Origin of the sequence: Pseudomonas sp. ADAK13 (assembly GCF_012935715.1) — a bacterium.
In the GTDB taxonomy this organism is placed as follows: Bacteria; Pseudomonadota; Gammaproteobacteria; order Pseudomonadales; family Pseudomonadaceae; genus Aquipseudomonas.
On the sequence record NZ_CP052860.1, the window covers coordinates 2,651,777 to 2,667,274 of the forward strand.

12 protein-coding genes are annotated in these 15,498 nt (G+C 62.1%); 7 read left to right on the forward strand and 5 right to left on the reverse strand.

What is annotated here, in order from left to right:
* Nucleotides 1-28: 28 nt before the first annotated feature.
* Both HKK54_RS12305 and HKK54_RS12310 read left to right on the forward strand, forming a co-directional pair.
* Nucleotides 29-1,153 carry a TIGR03364 family FAD-dependent oxidoreductase gene (locus HKK54_RS12305; RefSeq protein WP_169386897.1) on the forward strand — a complete coding sequence of 375 codons (1,125 nt, stop codon included), beginning with the start codon at nt 29-31 and terminating at the stop codon, nt 1,151-1,153.
* On the forward strand, nt 1,153-1,707 hold the full coding sequence (locus HKK54_RS12310) for a phosphonate degradation HD-domain oxygenase (RefSeq protein ID WP_010167769.1): 555 nt from the start codon (nt 1,153-1,155) through the stop codon (nt 1,705-1,707). The genes HKK54_RS12305 and HKK54_RS12310 overlap by 1 nt, the downstream gene beginning before the upstream one ends.
* Here the strand turns inward: HKK54_RS12310 and HKK54_RS12315 are convergent.
* Nucleotides 1,704-3,077 carry a DUF3482 domain-containing protein gene (locus HKK54_RS12315; protein ID WP_169386898.1) on the reverse strand — a complete coding sequence of 458 codons (1,374 nt, stop codon included), beginning with the start codon at nt 3,075-3,077 and terminating at the stop codon, nt 1,704-1,706. The two genes, HKK54_RS12310 and HKK54_RS12315, sit on opposite strands and share 4 nt — an antisense overlap.
* Entirely contained in the window at nt 3,070-4,449 is a 1,380-nt protein-coding gene (locus HKK54_RS12320; RefSeq protein ID WP_169386899.1) for a DUF2868 domain-containing protein, read from the reverse strand. The genes HKK54_RS12315 and HKK54_RS12320 overlap by 8 nt, the downstream gene beginning before the upstream one ends.
* A gap of 90 nt (nt 4,450-4,539) precedes the next feature.
* Between HKK54_RS12320 and HKK54_RS12325 the strand changes: the two genes are divergently transcribed.
* Entirely contained in the window at nt 4,540-5,052 is a 513-nt protein-coding gene (locus HKK54_RS12325) for a dihydrofolate reductase (protein WP_010167763.1), read from the forward strand.
* 95 nt (nt 5,053-5,147) lie between these two features.
* Here the strand turns inward: HKK54_RS12325 and HKK54_RS12330 are convergent, their stop codons facing one another.
* Nucleotides 5,148-6,539, reverse strand: a complete 1,392-nt coding sequence (locus HKK54_RS12330) for an L-cystine transporter (RefSeq protein ID WP_010167761.1) — start codon at nt 6,537-6,539, stop codon at nt 5,148-5,150.
* 241 nt (nt 6,540-6,780) lie between these two features.
* Here HKK54_RS12330 and HKK54_RS12335 point away from each other — a divergent pair, with 241 nt between their 5' ends.
* The 4 genes from HKK54_RS12335 to HKK54_RS12350 all read left to right on the forward strand — a co-directional run bounded on the left by HKK54_RS12335 (nt 6,781) and on the right by HKK54_RS12350 (nt 12,109).
* The gene (locus HKK54_RS12335) at nt 6,781-7,839 is read left to right on the forward strand and encodes a phosphorylcholine phosphatase (protein ID WP_010167760.1); all 1,059 of its coding nucleotides are present in this window, start codon (nt 6,781-6,783) and stop codon (nt 7,837-7,839) included.
* A gap of 212 nt (nt 7,840-8,051) precedes the next feature.
* Complete coding sequence (locus HKK54_RS12340) at nt 8,052-8,585, forward strand: RNA polymerase sigma factor (protein WP_010167759.1); 534 nt, start codon at nt 8,052-8,054, stop codon at nt 8,583-8,585.
* Nucleotides 8,582-9,529, forward strand: a complete 948-nt coding sequence (locus tag HKK54_RS12345) for a FecR family protein (RefSeq protein WP_169386900.1) — start codon at nt 8,582-8,584, stop codon at nt 9,527-9,529. Before HKK54_RS12340 ends, HKK54_RS12345 begins: the two co-directional genes overlap by 4 nt.
* Nucleotides 9,530-9,661: 132 nt before the next feature.
* The gene (locus HKK54_RS12350; protein ID WP_169386901.1) at nt 9,662-12,109 is read left to right on the forward strand and encodes a TonB-dependent siderophore receptor; all 2,448 of its coding nucleotides are present in this window, start codon (nt 9,662-9,664) and stop codon (nt 12,107-12,109) included.
* Between the two features lie 54 nt (nt 12,110-12,163).
* Here the strand turns inward: HKK54_RS12350 and ilvD are convergent, their stop codons facing one another.
* Together ilvD and HKK54_RS12360 are read right to left on the reverse strand one after the other, a co-directional pair.
* Entirely contained in the window at nt 12,164-14,005 is a 1,842-nt protein-coding gene (gene ilvD, locus HKK54_RS12355; RefSeq protein ID WP_169386902.1) for a dihydroxy-acid dehydratase, read from the reverse strand.
* 260 nt (nt 14,006-14,265) lie between these two features.
* On the reverse strand, nt 14,266-15,459 hold the full coding sequence (locus HKK54_RS12360; RefSeq protein ID WP_169386903.1) for an MFS transporter: 1,194 nt from the start codon (nt 15,457-15,459) through the stop codon (nt 14,266-14,268).
* Nucleotides 15,460-15,498: the final 39 nt, after the last annotated feature.

Below are 15,498 nucleotides of genomic sequence, written 5' to 3' on the forward strand. Positions count from 1 at the left end.
AGCGGTCTCAAATTCAGGACATCACTTCATGACACAACTGCTGATCATCGGCGCCGGCATCCTCGGCCTGTCCCACGCCTACGCGGCCGCCAAACGCGGCCTCAAGGTCAAGGTCTTCGAGCGGAGCGCCACGCCACTGGGTGCTTCGGTGCGCAACTTCGGCCAAGCCCTGGTCACCGGTCAGCCGCCCGGTCCGATGCTCGACCTGGCGCGGGAAAGCCACGATATCTGGGGCCAATGGGCACAACTGGCGGGTATTCAGCTCAAGCGCAACGGCTCCTACCTGTTCGCCCGCACCGAAGCCGAAGAGCACCTGCTTGAAGCCTTCTGCGCCGGGCGTGCCCAGGAGCACGGTTATCGTGTCGAGTTGCTGCAAGGCGCCGCCCTGGGCGACCTGTACGGTGGCCAGTTCAAACATCACCGCGCCGCCCTCCATGGCCTGGACGATCAACAACTGTATTCCCGCGAAGCCCTCCCGGCGCTGATCAACTACCTGAGCCGCGAACTCAACGTGGAGTTTCACTTCTCCACCCTGGTGCGCGACATCGAGCCCGGCCAGGTGCACACCACTGCCGGTTCCTTTCGCGGCGAGCAGATCATTGTCTGCTCCGGCCACGACTACCAGACGTTGCTGGCCGAGCAGATCGCCGAACTCAACCCGCAAATCTGCCGCCTGCAAATGCTGCGCGCCCGGCCACAGGTGGAGTTGAACCTGCAACACGCCCTGCTGACCGGGCTCAGTTGCGTGCACTACGGTGCCTTCGCCGACTTGCCGGAAGCCGCGCCGGTGCAGGCCGAGATCCTGCGGGACGTCCCGCACCTGCATGAAAACGGCATCCACCTGCTGATCAGCCCGACGCCTTATGGTGAGCTGATCATCGGTGATTCCCACCATTACGGCAGCGATGCTTCACCGTTCAACGCCGAACAGGTGGACAACTGGATGATCGAACTGGCCGAACACACCCTGGGCTGCAAGATCCAGGTCGTGGAGCGCTGGCAGGGCGTCTATGGTTCCCGTGGGCCGGGGCCGTTTTCGTTCCTGCGGGCGGCGCCGGGGGTGAGTGCGGCGTTGATGCACACCGGTGTGGGCATGAGCGTCGGGCCGGCGATGGCCGAGCGCAATATCACAGAGCTCTGGGGGAATGCGTGATGAACGCTGAACAGGCAATCACCGAAGTCTTTGGCTTATACGAACAACATGGCACCGCCGACTACATCGGTGAACCGGTGTCGCAGATCGAGCACATGTCCCAGGCCGCGCAGTTGGCCATGGCTGAAGGCTTCGATGATGAGGTGGTGTTGGCGGCGTTCTTCCACGATATCGGGCACATCTGCGGTCAAGGTGGCGAGAACATGGGGGGGTATGGCGTGGTCAGCCATGAACGGCTGGGCGCCGACTTTCTGCGCCGGGCGGGCTTCAGCGAGCGCATGGCCAAACTCGTGGAGTACCACGTGCAGGCCAAGCGTTACCTGACCTTCAGCCAGCCGGACTACTACGCGCGCCTGAGCGAAGCCAGCCGTCGCACCCTGGGCTACCAGGGCGGTGTGATGACGGCCGAAGAAGCCCGGGCGTTTGAGCAGGACCCGCTGTGCGCCGTGAGTTTGCGCATGCGTCACTGGGATGAACAGGCCAAGGAAATGCACGTGCCGGTGCTGGACCTTGAAGTGTTGAAGTCCAAGGCCCGGCAGCTGTTGGCGGCTTAAGTCTCGTCGAGGCGCTGGGCCAGGGCTTCGATCTGTTCCTGGCGCTCAGCCTGGCTCAATTTGGGATGAGGGTTGAGGGACGACCATTGCGGATGGGCACGGGCCTTGTTCAGGGCTTCCGGTAGTTTGCCTTCACGCCAGGTCTTGTCTTGAGGCGTGTCGACCTTGATGCTGTGGATTGCCGCATGGCCTCGCAGGTTCAGGGCCTTGAGCAGTTGCCGCTGGCGCAGGGCCAACAGGCGCAGCACGCTGTCGTCAACGGTCAGCTCGCGCTGGCCCTTGATCTTGCCCAGCAGGCGGCTGCCGTAACTGCGGGCGGTTTGCAGGGCGCCACCGGCGATGGCTCCGGCGAGGGCGGCGGCGCCGAGGGTCAGGCCGCCCACGAGTAAGTCCACGCCTGCACCGGCTGCGGCGCCGGCCGCGATGCCGCCACCGACCCGCACGCCCAGTTGCTTGAGGGTTTCGGGGTTGAACAGGTCATCGCCCCAACGGCCGTCCAGCAGCGGCAAGTCGCTGGCGGCGGCATCTTGCGGGCGGAAGCCGAACAGCTTGAGCAAGGCTTCCACGCAACGCTGTTCGCGCTGGCGCACGGCTTTGCGCAGTTCACTGATGGCGTGTTGTTCCACGTCGGCTTCGCTGACCACGCTGCGGCGGCAGGCGGCGCAGTCGATCAGCAGTTCGGCAATCAGCCGCGCCGCGCTTTGCTGGCGTGCCTGGCGCTGGGCTTCCTGGTCGAGGATCAGCCGCTCCAGTTGCCCACGGGCGTTTTCCAGCAGCAGAGCGAGGCTCTCATACAGGCGGCGCTCGCCGTCTTCCGGTGGCGCGACGCTGTCGAAACGCACCAGTGCGTGCAGGCCGAGGCGGGCCAAGGCTTCGCGCCAGTCTGGCTCGCGGTGGTCGGCGCTGCTGACAAAATTGAGCACCGGCAGTAGCGGTTTCCCGCAACTGGCCAGCACTTGCAGCTCATCGCGGTACTTGGCCAGCACCGGCTCCCGGGCATCAATCACATACAGCCCGGCGTCGGACGCCAGCAGTTGGCGCAGCACCTTGGCTTCCTGTTCGAAACGCTGCCGGGCTTCACTGCCCTCCAGGAAACGCGCGAGTCGTGCCGGGCCGTCGAGGCGTTCGCCGGGGCGATCCAGGCGTTCGAGGTAGTCGAGCAGGGCGATGGCGTCTTCCAGGCCGGGCGTGTCGTACAGCTCCAGCAACGCTTCGCCGTCCACCGACAGGCGTGCGCCCTCGACATGCCGGGTGGTGCTGGGCCGATGGGAGACTTCACCAAAGTCGACGTCTCGCGTCAGGGTGCGCAGCAACGAGGTCTTGCCGACGTTGGTGTGGCCGACCACCGCAAGTTTCAGGGGCTTAGTCATGACCGGTCTCCAGCCAAGTGAGCGGCGCGCAATCGGCGAATGGAATCTCCAGCTGTTGCAGTGCTGTGTGCCAATCACCCAGGCGTTCTGCGTCCAGGGCTTGGCCGGCCGGCGCTTGCAGCAGCCAGACCCGGGTAGCCGTGGCGCTGCGGGCCAGTTCGGCGATCAGCGCGAGGCTGCCGCGATCCGGCGAGCGGCGTGGGTCGCAGGCGATGGCCAGGCGTGCGGGCGGGAAGCGAGTGAGCTGTTCCAGCAGCTTGTTGCGGGATTCGCGGCTGTCAAGGATGCCCGCGTCCTTGACGCTGGTCGGGAGCTTCGGCGGCCACGGGCGTTGGTCGTCGAGTTCGATGGCCACCAACAGGGCGCCATCGCTTTCCAGTTCACTGACGCCGCCGGTCACGTGGTGCAACTGTTCGGGCGCCGCATCGTTGACCCCAAGCCGTTCGCTGCTGGGCATCAGCCGTTCACGCAGTTGGCTGTAACCGGGCAGGTTAAGGTCGAGGCTCAAGCCTGCGCGCCCGCGTTTCCAGCGCCACAGGCACAGCAGCGCGAGGATCAGCCGCGGCAGGATACCGTACACCAGCAGCACGCCCACCAGCCAGGCGGCCCAGGCCTGGCGGGCGCTTTCGATATTCAGGGCGACATCGCCGCTGGCGCGGATCATCTCGACAGTGGGTACGTTGAAGCCCAGCAAGGCGGGCAGGGCGCCGAGGGTTTGGGTGACGGCGACAAAGGTGTCGGCCTGCAGAATGGTGGTTTCCCAGACGAAGCCGTAGCGCCGGGTGGCCAGCAGCGTCAGCAGGATCACCATGGCGCTGAGCAGGGCCAGCAACCACAGGCTGTTGACCAGCACACCCACCGCCCAGCGATTAAGCTTGCGCCGTTGCAGCAACAGCAGCAGGGCCGGCGCCAGTTGCGCGGCCTTGGCGTCGCGGGCAAGTTTTTCGCTGAGCCATAACCACAGGCGACCAAGGCTGGCGCTGTGTTCACCGGCAAACAGCAGGCCCAGGGCCCAGCTCAACAGCAGGATCAGGTTCAAACCCAGCAGGCTGCCCAGGGCCCAGAACACATTCACCGGCACGAGGCCGTTGCCCAGCGCGGCAAAGGCCAGCCCGGCGCCGCTGAGAATGGCGACCACTGCCAGCAGGATCAGCGCCAGGCGCGCGCCTTGCAGCCAGCGGAGCAGGGCAGCGGTGAGGCCATCGCGCTCGGCCAGCCACAGCGCACGGTTTTGGATGCGCGTGGGCAAGTCACCGCCGGTGCTGCGGGCCAGACGATTGGCTTCCTGGTCTTCCAGCGCGCCCGCGTGTTCCTCCCGCAGGCGCACGGTTTCGGTCAGCCAGAGTCTTTGCAGGGGGTTCAGAGCTGTCACGCGTCGTCCTGTTGAGCCAGTGAGCCTGGAGCATAACCGCTGAAACGCCGGTTGGGGTATGCCGCGCGCGGCTCTGGTATTCTCGTCGCCATGAAAAAAACTCTCCCTTTAAGCCTGATCGCAGCCCTCGGTGAAAACCGTGTGATCGGCGTCGACAACAGCATGCCCTGGCATTTGCCGGGGGATTTCAAATATTTCAAGGCCACCACCTTGGGCAAGCCGATCATCATGGGGCGCAAGACCTGGGATTCCCTGGGTCGACCGTTGCCGGGCCGATTGAACATTGTGGTCAGCCGTCAGACCGATCTGGCGCTGGAAGGTGCGGAAGTTTTTCCGTCCCTCGATGCGGCAGTAGAGCGGGCTGAGGAATGGGCCAAGGCGCAGGGCGTGGATGAGCTGATGCTGATCGGCGGCGCGCAGTTGTATGCGCAGGGGCTTGCGCAGGCGGATCGCCTGTATTTGACGCGCGTGGCGTTGAGCCCGGAAGGCGATGCGTGGTTTCCCGAGTTTGATTTGAACCAGTGGAAGCTGGTGTCGAACGTCGAGAATGCGGCTGAGGGTGACAAGCCGGCGTACAACTTTGAGGTTTGGGAAAAAGCCTAAAAGCATCGCCGGCAAGCCGGCTCCTACAGTTAACCGGGTTGTTTTAAAGAACACGGTCCAAATGTAGGAGCCGGCTTGCCGGCGATAGCGGTCTGTCAGGCCTGCGCCAACTCCGCATGCTCATCCGCATTCAACAGCTCTTTATCCGTCTGCTGCATGATCTGGCTGGTAATCGCCCCCGCCGTCATCGAACCGTTCACGTTCAACGCCGTACGACCCATGTCGATCAGCGGCTCAACCGAAATCAGCAACGCCACCAGTGACACCGGCAAGCCCATCGCCGGCAGCACGATCAGCGCGGCAAACGTCGCACCTCCGCCCACACCCGCCACGCCGGCAGAACTCAAGGTCACAATCGCCACCAGCGTCGCGATCCACAGCGGATCCAGCGGGTTGATGCCCACCGTCGGCGCAACCATCACCGCCAGCATCGCCGGGTAAAGCCCTGCGCAACCGTTCTGGCCAATCGTCGCGCCAAACGAGGCGGCAAAACCGGCGATGGATTGCGGAATCCCCAAACGACGGGTCTGCGCTTCAATGCTCAGCGGGATGCTCGCGGCGCTGGAGCGGCTGGTGAAGGCAAACGTCAGCACCGGCCAGACCTTGCGGAAAAACCGCAGCGGGTTGATCCCGGCCAGGGACAGCAGCAGGCCATGCACCACAAACATCAGCCCGAGGGCCAGGTACGAGACCACTACAAAACTGCCGAGCTTGATGATGTCTTGCAGGTTGGAGCTGGCGACCACTTTGGTCATCAGCGCCAACACGCCGTACGGGGTCAGCTTCATCACCAGGCGCACCAGGCGCATTACCCAGGCTTGCAGGGTGTCGATGGCGTTGAGGACCTTCTGGCCTTTTTCCACGTCATCCTTGAGCAGTTGCAGCGCGGCGACCCCGAGGAATGCAGCAAAGATCACCACACTGATAATCGACGTCGGCTTGGCCCGGGCCAGGTCGGCGAACGGGTTCTGCGGGATGAACGACAGCAGCAGTTGCGGGATATTCAGGTCGGCGACCTTGCCCGCGTAATCACTCTGGATCACTTGCAGGCGCGCCATTTCCTGAGTGCCGGCCACCAGGCCTTCGGCGGTGAGGCCGAACAGGTTGGTCAGGCCGATACCGATCAGCGCCGCGATCGCTGTGGTGAACAGCAGCGTGCCGATGGTCAGGAAGCTGATCTTGCCCAGGGACGAGGCGTTATGCAGGCGAGCCACGGCGCTGAGGATCGAGGCGAACACCAGCGGGATCACGATCATTTGCAGCAACTGCACGTAACCGTTGCCGACCAGGTCGAACCAGCCGATCGAGGCCTTGAGTACCGGGTTGCCAGCACCGTAAATCGCGTGCAGCACCACACCGAAGATCACACCGAGTACCAACGCAAATAAGACCTTCTTGGCGAGGCTCCAGTGGGTTCGGCGGGTTTGTGCCAGGCCCAGCAACAGGGCCACGAACACCAGTAAGTTGAGAATCAGGGGCAGATTCATTGAAGCTCCGTTGAGAAGACAGCCAATCGCGTGAGCCTGCGATTGCGAACCGGCAAGCCTAACAGCTTGAAATATATTGATTTAATAACGTTATCGCATGTCGACTGTCGTTTTTGGAATAAGCGAGTGACGCCCAGACGTATGGCGTTGGCGCGATCACGACGAAAGCGGTCGCGCTCGGGCGATAACTGTCACACAGATTTGTTAGCGTCGATGTCTTTCACTCAGGGAGAAAACGCACATGAAGCTAGCGCCGAAACTGTTTGCCGCCGCGCTGTGCCTGGGCCTTGCGAGCCAGGCCTTTGCCGCCACCGAGTTGAAACATTGGCCGGCGGCTGCCGCCAAGCAACTGGACACGATGATTGCCGCCAATGCCAACAAGGGCAACTTCGCGGTGTTCGACATGGACAACACCAGTTACCGCTACGACCTTGAAGAATCGTTGCTGCCGTACCTGGAAAACAAGGGCCTGATCACCCGCGACACCATGGACCCTTCCCTGAAGCTGATCCCGTTCAAAGATACCGCCGACCACAAGGAAAGCCTGTTCAGCTACTACTACCGCCTGTGCGAAGTCGACGACATGGTGTGCTACCCATGGGTCGCGCAGATTTTCTCCGGCTTCACCCTCAAGGAACTCAAGGGCTACGTCGACGAGATGATGGCGTCGGGCAAGCCGGTGCCGGTCACCTACTACGAAGGTGACGTGGTCAAGAACATGGAAGTGCAGCCGCCGAAAGTCTTTACCGGCCAGGCTGAACTGTTCAACAAGCTGATGGAAAACGGCATTGAGGTCTACGTGATGACCGCCGCGTCCGAGGAACTGGTACGCATGGTCGCGGCCGATCCGAAGTACGGCTACAACGTCAAACCCGAGAATGTCATCGGCGTGACCACCCTGCTGAAAGACCGCAAGACCGGCGAGCTGACCACCGCACGCAAACAGATTGCCGCCGGCAAGTATGACGAGAAGGCCAACCTCGGCCTGGAACTGACCCCGTACCTGTGGACCCCGGCGACCTGGATGGCCGGCAAGCACGCGGCGATCCTGACCTATATCGACGAGTGGAAAAAACCGGTGATCGTCGGTGGCGATACGCCAAGCAGCGACGGCTACATGCTGTTCCATGACGTGGACGTGGCCAAGGGCGGCATTCACCTGTGGGTCAACCGCAAGGACAAATACATGACCCAGCTTAACGGCATGATGGCCAAGCACGCTGCGGCCCAGGCCAAGGAAGGGTTGCCGGTGACCGCGGATAAAAACTGGGTGATCGTCAAGCCGGACGAAATTCAGTAATACCGAGGCGTGGCCATCGCAGGCAAGCCCGGCTCCCACATCGACCGAGTTCGCTCAGGCAACTCGGTCGATGTGGGAGCCGGGCTTGCCCGCGATGAGGCCATCAGCAGCACAGCAAAACCCCAGCAAAAATAGATATCAATTGCGAACCAATCTCATCCTCTGCTAGCGTGCGCACTTCCTGAACATCCCGTTCTTCTCAAGGTAGTGCTGTGCTCTCCTGGAATTCTCAGATCGCGCGCCTGTTTGCGGAGCAGAAGAAGGCCCTCGAAGCCTTTGTCACCCGCCGTACCGGCAGCGCCCAGGTGGCCGCCGACCTGACCCAGGAATCGTTCCTGCGCCTGGCCCGGCTGGACTCCGGCGAGAAGATCGACAACCTCCCGGCGTTCCTCTTCACCATCGCCAGCAACCTGGTGCGCGACCATCAGCGCCAGGCCATCCGCCGTGAGCGCCTGGATGCCGGCGAGCCCAGTGAAGAACTGCCCTGCAGCAGCCCAGGTGCCGACGAGCAATTGGCCGCCTATCAACAGGAGCAACTGATGCAGGATGCGATCCTGGCGCTGCCCGAAGCGACTCGGCAGATCTTCCTGCTCTATCATGTCGACGAACTTTCCTACCGCGAGATTGGCGAACGTCTGTCGATCACCCCGCGCAGTGTGGAATACCAATTGCGTCGGGCCTTGATCGAATGCCGTGCCTTTATCAAGGCGCGACTGGCCTGTGATGAACAAGGACGCCGGTCATGATCGCCGCACCCACTGCCGACGAGTTGTTTGCCGAAGCGTCCGGCTGGTATTTCCGGCTCCAGGCCGACGACGTTACGGCGGCCGAAATCGAGGCCTTTTCCGCGTGGCTGGGGCAGGGCGCCGCCCAGGATGATGCGTGGCAGGAAGTCCAGGCGATGCTGGGCGGCCTGCGCGAACCGGCGCGGCTGATTCGCCGGGCCGAGCAAGCCGCCTGGCGCAAGCCGGTACGGCGTTGGGCATATGCTGCCGCGATGCTTTTGGCGGTCGGCCTGACGTTGCAAAACACGCCATGGCTGGATCGCCTGCGGGCCGACTATTCCACTGGTACTGGTGAATCGCGCACGGTCGAACTGGCGGACGGCTCGCAACTGCAGCTCAACACGGACAGCGCTGTGCAGGTCCGCATGAGTGCCGGTGAGCGTCAGATTCGTCTGCTGCGAGGCGAAGGTTTTTTCAGCGTGACCAAGGATCCCTCACGGCCCTTCGTGGTGCAGTCCGGCGATGGCTGGGTGAAGGTGGTGGGTACGCAATTCAGTGTTGCCCGCCGTGAGGCGCAGACTCAGGTGCTGGTCGCCCAAGGCAAGGTTCAGGTCAGTTCCGGCGTGGGTGAGCCGGTGTACCTGGAGCCGGGTCGTGCGGTGGAATATCAGGATCAACGCCTGACCGTAGTCCACCCATTCGACCCTGCCAGCGGTTTTGCCTGGCGCCAGCGACAACTGGTGTTTCGCCAGCAGCCACTGTCTGACGTGGTTGCCGAATTGAATCGCTACTGGCCCGGCAAGACGCTGGTGCTCGGCGACGCGTTGCGTGATCGCGTGGTGTCCGGCGTGTTCGAGATCGACAAGCCGGACGCCGTCATCAAGGCGCTGGAATACACGCTTAACCTGCGCGCCGAGCATTACACCCCGTATTTATTGGTGTTGCGCGAAGGCAAGGCGTCCTAGCCGAATCTTTTTCAAAAAACTTTCAGGGTTTCTCCCCAAGCCGTCGTCCTTGATCACTGAGGCGTAAATAATAAGCACTCTCAAATAGTGCGGCGCCCGTTCACTGACTTTTTGCACCGGGGAGCACCATCCATGGCACACCGATTTGCCGCACGGCCCTTGCTGACGCTGGCTATTTCCTTGGCTTGCGGCACTGCGCCGTTGTACCTGCAGGCCGCCGAGACCACGCAGGCCCAGACCTACCGCTTCGATATCCAGGAGCAAAGCCTGGACGGCGCGTTGGCGGCGTTTTCGGCGGTGACGCGGCTTCAGGTGTTGGTGCCCAGCGAGTTGACGCAGGGGCTGCTGTCGCCCGGGGTGAGTGGCAATCTGGGGCAACGGGATGCCCTGGCGAGGTTGCTTGCGGGGACGGGGTTGAGTGCGGCATTTATCAACGCAGATACCGTGACCCTGGAAAAGCGTGTGTCATCAGGCACAGCCCTTGAGGTGGGTGCCACCACCATCAGCGCCGAGCACCTTGGCGCTACAACCGAAGGCACCGGCTCCTACACCACCGGCGCGGTGACCCTCGGCAAGGGCGAACAGAAGATCAAGGACATCCCGCAATCGGTCAGCGTCATGACCCGCAAGCAGATGGATGACCAGAACACCACCAAGCTCTCCGAAGTGGTCAAGCGCACCCCGGGCCTGACAGCGACCAAATCTCCCGGCCCCGGCATGTTCATCTTCTCCCGAGGCTTCGAGGTGGGCACCCTGCAATACGACGGTGTGGGCATCCCGCGTAACACCTACGCGCTGGGCAGCTACCTCACTGAAAACATGGCGATCTACGACCGGGTAGAGACCCTGCGCGGCCCGGCTGCCTTACTACAGGGCGCCAACAGCCCCGGCGGCACCATGAACCTGGTGCGCAAGCGCGGGCAGGCGGCGCCGACGGTTACCATCAGCGCCAAGGCAGGCTCCTGGGATCACTACGGCACACAGGTTGACGCCGGTGGCCCGCTGAATGCCGAGGGCACCTTGCGCGGCCGGTTTGTGGCGGATTACGACACCACCAATTCCTTCGTCGACTACGCGGGCAGCTGGAACCAGACGGTCTATGCCGCCGTCGACTATGACTTCACCCCTGACACCACCGTCGGCGTGGGCATCAGCAACCAGAAAGGCCACGCCCGCCCGAACTTCATGTCGCTGCCACGCTATGCCAATGGCAGCGACATCGGCTTGCCACGCTCGACGTTTGTGGGGGCCAACTGGAACCGCAACGTCAATAACCAGACCCAGGTGTTTGCCGATATCGAGCATCGCTTCAACGATGACTGGAAAGTGAAGGCCGCCCTCGTGGCCATGGATGAACACAACGACGCGACCTACCAGGCGACGTGGGACACCATCCCCAACCCCGGTGACAGCGGCACCGTGCGTTACGTGGACTGGGTCACTGACTTCAACACCAAGAGTCGCGGTGTGGACGTGTATGTCGACGGCAAGTTCGAAGGCCTGGGTTTGCGCCAGGAGATGGTACTGGGCGCCAACTATTCCAAACTCACCACGGATGATTTCTGGGCGCGCGCGGCAACCCCGGGTGCGGACATCTTCAACATCGACCACAACCGGCCGCAGCGCGACAGGAACCAGTTGTTCCAGGCCGGGAACGCGACAAAGAGCTGGTATGACATTCGCCAGAAGGGGATCTATGGCACCTGGCGCGTCCAAGTACTGGACCCGCTGACGTTGATCCTCGGTGCGCGCACCAGTTGGTATGACTATTCCTACAAGGACGAGAGCGGTGCCAAAGGTGTGTACGGTGACCCGACCAGCAGCACCACGCAAAGCAATGGCCACGTCACGCCCTACGCCGGCCTAGTTTATGCGCTCAACGACCAATGGTCGGCCTATGCCAGCTATACCGACGCCTTTGAGCCCCAAACCAACCTGACCACTTCATTGACTGTGCTCAAGCCCATTGAGGGCCAGAACTACGAACTGGGCCTGAAGGGCGAACTGGCTGACGGCCGGCTCAATACGTCATTCGCTATCTTCCGCTATGACCAGGAAAATCGTGCGGCTCAAGACCTGCAAGGCGGCAAAGCCTGTGGCGGCTGGTACTGCTCGCTCGCGTCCGGCAAGGTCCGCAGCCAGGGCTTTGAAGCGACCTTGAGCGGTGAAGTGTTGCCTGGCCTGCAACTGGTCTCCAGCTACACCTACAACACCACCAAGTTCCTCAAGGACGACACCTACGAAGGCAAGATCTTCAGCACCTGGACCCCTAAACACCTGCTCAAGGTGTGGGGCGATTACCAGTTGCCGGGCGATTGGGAGAAAGTCAGCGTCGGCGCCGGCGTCACCGCGCAAAGCAGCACCGTCGCCTATGACCGCACGTTCAGCGTGCCGGGCAACGCGCTGTGGGATTCGCGGGTGGCCTACAAGATCAACCAGGAGTTCACCGTGGCGGCGAACCTGAACAATATGTTCGACAAGAAGTACTACATCCCTGCGTACAACGCGAACTGGGGCAGCAACTACTATGGCGATCCGCGCAACGTGATGTTCACCATGACCTACACGCCGCAATTCTGATTCGAGCAGGCAAAAAAATGCCCCGCACGTGCGGGGCATTTTTATGGGCGAGGCTTACAGGCCGTCCAGCATCGCCTTGTTACGCACAGCACCCTTGTCGGCGCTGGTGGCCAGCAGGGCGTAAGCCTTCAGCGCGGTGGTGACTTTGCGCGGACGCTTTTCCACCGGCTTCCAGCCTTTCTTGTCCTGCTCAACCCGGCGGGCCGCCAGTTCTTCATCGCTGATCAACAGGTTGATCGAACGGTTCGGAATGTCGATCAGCACTTTGTCACCATCCTGCACCAGGCCGATGGCACCGCCCGCAGCGGCTTCCGGCGAAGCGTGGCCGATGGACAGGCCCGAAGTACCGCCCGAGAAACGGCCATCGGTGAGCAAGGCGCAGGCTTTGCCCAGGCCTTTGGATTTCAGGTACGACGTCGGGTAGAGCATCTCTTGCATGCCCGGGCCGCCTTTCGGACCTTCGTAGCGGATGATGACGATGTCGCCTTCTTTCACTTCGTCCGCGAGGATGCCGCGTACCGAGCTGTCCTGGCTTTCGTAGATCTTGGCGCGGCCTTCGAACACGTGGATCGACTCGTCGACGCCGGCAGTTTTCACCACGCAGCCATCGAGGGCGATGTTGCCGTACAGCACGGCCAGGCCGCCCTCCTGGGAGTAGGCGTGCTCGACGCTGCGGATGCAGCCGTTTTCACGGTCGTCGTCGAGGGTGTCCCAACGGGTCGACTGGCTGAACGCGGTCTGCGTCGGGATGCCGGCAGGGCCTGCCTTGAAGAAGGTATGCACGGCTTCGTCGTCAGTCTGGGTGATGTCCCACTTGGCGATGCCTTCGGCGATGGATTTGCTGTGCACGGTCGGCAGGTCGGTGTGCAACAGGCCGCCACGGGCCAGCGAGCCAAGGATCGAGAAGATCCCGCCGGCGCGGTGCACGTCTTCCATGTGGTACTTCTGGATGTTCGGCGCGACTTTGCACAGTTGCGGCACGTGACGGGACAGACGGTCGATGTCCCGCAGGTCGAAGTCGATCTCGGCTTCCTGTGCGGCGGCCAGCAAGTGCAGGATGGTGTTGGTGGAACCGCCCATGGCGATGTCCAGGGTCATGGCGTTCTCGAACGCCTTGAAGTTGGCGATGTTGCGCGGCAGCACCGACTCATCGTTCTCGGTGTAGTAACGCTTGCACAGCTCGACGATGGTACGGCCGGCCTGCAGGAACAGTTGCTCGCGGTCGCTGTGGGTGGCCAGTGTCGAGCCGTTGCCCGGCAAGGCGAGCCCTAAGGCTTCCACCAGGCAGTTCATCGAGTTGGCGGTGAACATGCCGGAGCACGAACCGCAGGTCGGGCAGGCGCTGCGCTCGTATTCCGCGACCTTCTCGTCAGAAGCGCTGGAATCGGCGGCGATGACCATGGCGTCGACCAGGTCGAGGCCGTGGGAGGCGAGCTTGGTCTTGCCGGCTTCCATCGGGCCACCGGAGACGAAGATCACCGGGATGTTCAGGCGCAGGGCGGCCATCAGCATGCCGGGGGTGATCTTGTCGCAGTTGGAAATGCACACAATGGCGTCGGCGCAGTGGGCGTTGATCATGTATTCCACGGAGTCGGCGATGATCTCGCGGCTCGGCAGGGAATACAGCATGCCGTCATGGCCCATGGCGATGCCGTCGTCCACGGCGATGGTGTTGAATTCCTTGGCGACACCGCCGGCGCGTTCGATCTCGCGGGCGACCAGTTGGCCCAGGTCCTTGAGGTGGACGTGGCCGGGTACGAACTGGGTGAACGAGTTGGCAATCGCGATGATCGGCTTCTTGAAGTCGTCATCTTTCATCCCCGTGGCGCGCCACAGAGCGCGGGCGCCGGCCATGTTGCGGCCGTGGGTGGATGTTTTCGAGCGGTAATCTGGCATGGAACACTCCGGGCGGCTAATCAGGTGCTAAAGGGGAAGTGAGCTTCTATTGACGTCTGGAACACTCAGAAAATGGCCGTGTGTCCGGAAGTTGCCTCAAACGCTGCGGGATCGCCGTGCGCATTGGCCTTGAGCTCATAAACCCGCCGGGGGATGACTGGCGATGAATAGGTCCGATTCTACACCGCTGGCGGCCGGAGGGAATGGCCGCGAGCGTGTAGATAGCGCTTACGAGACGTGTGGGTGTGCAAGTTTCACGGTCAGCGACCGACTCGGGCGTTCGTCACCACACCCCAGACGCTGAACACGATGAAGCCGATGGCGATGGTCATCAGCAGGTTGCTTCCCGCTTGGGCGAGCGCGGCGCTGCTGATGGCGGCGGTGATGAACATGATGCTGTTGCCGGCCGAGGCGGCGGTGCCGGCGCTGCTGGAGAACAGCAACATCGCCGCAGAAATCGCGGCTGGGCGGACCAGAGTCACGGCAAGGGCGCTGATCAGCATCGGGATGAGCAGGCTGATGGTGGTCATGGCTTCATAGCGGATGATCAGCACCAGCAGCACGCCGGCGACGCCGAGCAGGACCAGGCCAATGTTGATTTGCCGCGTGAGGGCGATATGTTTTTGCAAGGCGCTCGCCGCAACGCCACCCAGCAGATAGGCGATGCCATACACCATCAGTACCACCGCGTACTGGTATTCGGACAGCTTCAACTCATCCATGAATATCAGCGGCGTTACGCTGATCAAGGCGAAGTAACAGGCGAACACCAACGCGGCGATCCACCAATAGCGGATGAAGTCCCGATTCCCGGCGATGGATTTCAGCGTGGCGATGATCGAGACGGGCGCTCTTTCAGGGCTGGCTGCCTTGGACGGCAATATCAGCCAGGCGTGGATAAACATGCCCAGCGCCATTACCGCAAACCCGTAGAAGCTGCCCTGCCAATCGAATGTGGTTTGCAGCCACGAACCCAAGAGCGGCGACAGCGCAACAAATGATCCGCTCAAGGTCATGTAATAGATACGGATGCGGGCGCGGTCCTGTTCTTCGAACAGGTCTTCCACCAGCGCATGGCCGAGTACAAAAAAGCCACAACCAATGGCTTGGACGGCGCGAAACAGCAGGAAGCTCGGGTAGCTGGTTGCGAGTGCGCAGCCGATCGAGCCGAGGGTGGAAACAACGATGCATCCCAGCAGTACTTCCTTGCGTCCGAATTTGTCTGAAAGCGGGCCGGCGATCAGTTGGGAAATCGCAAATACCAGAGTGAACAAACTGATGGATAAGGCGACCTCGGCGGTTGAGGTGTCGAACTTCACGGCCAGGGCAGGAAAGGAGGGCAGCAGGATATTGATCGGGAAAAAGCTGATCAGGGAGATGCAGGTGATGAGGACGAAGCGCGAGAATTGTTGGCGTTTTACATCGCCGTTGGGCTGGGCGTAGGACTCAGACATTGTTGTTGTTTTCCGGAGTTAAACCAGAAACCGATACTA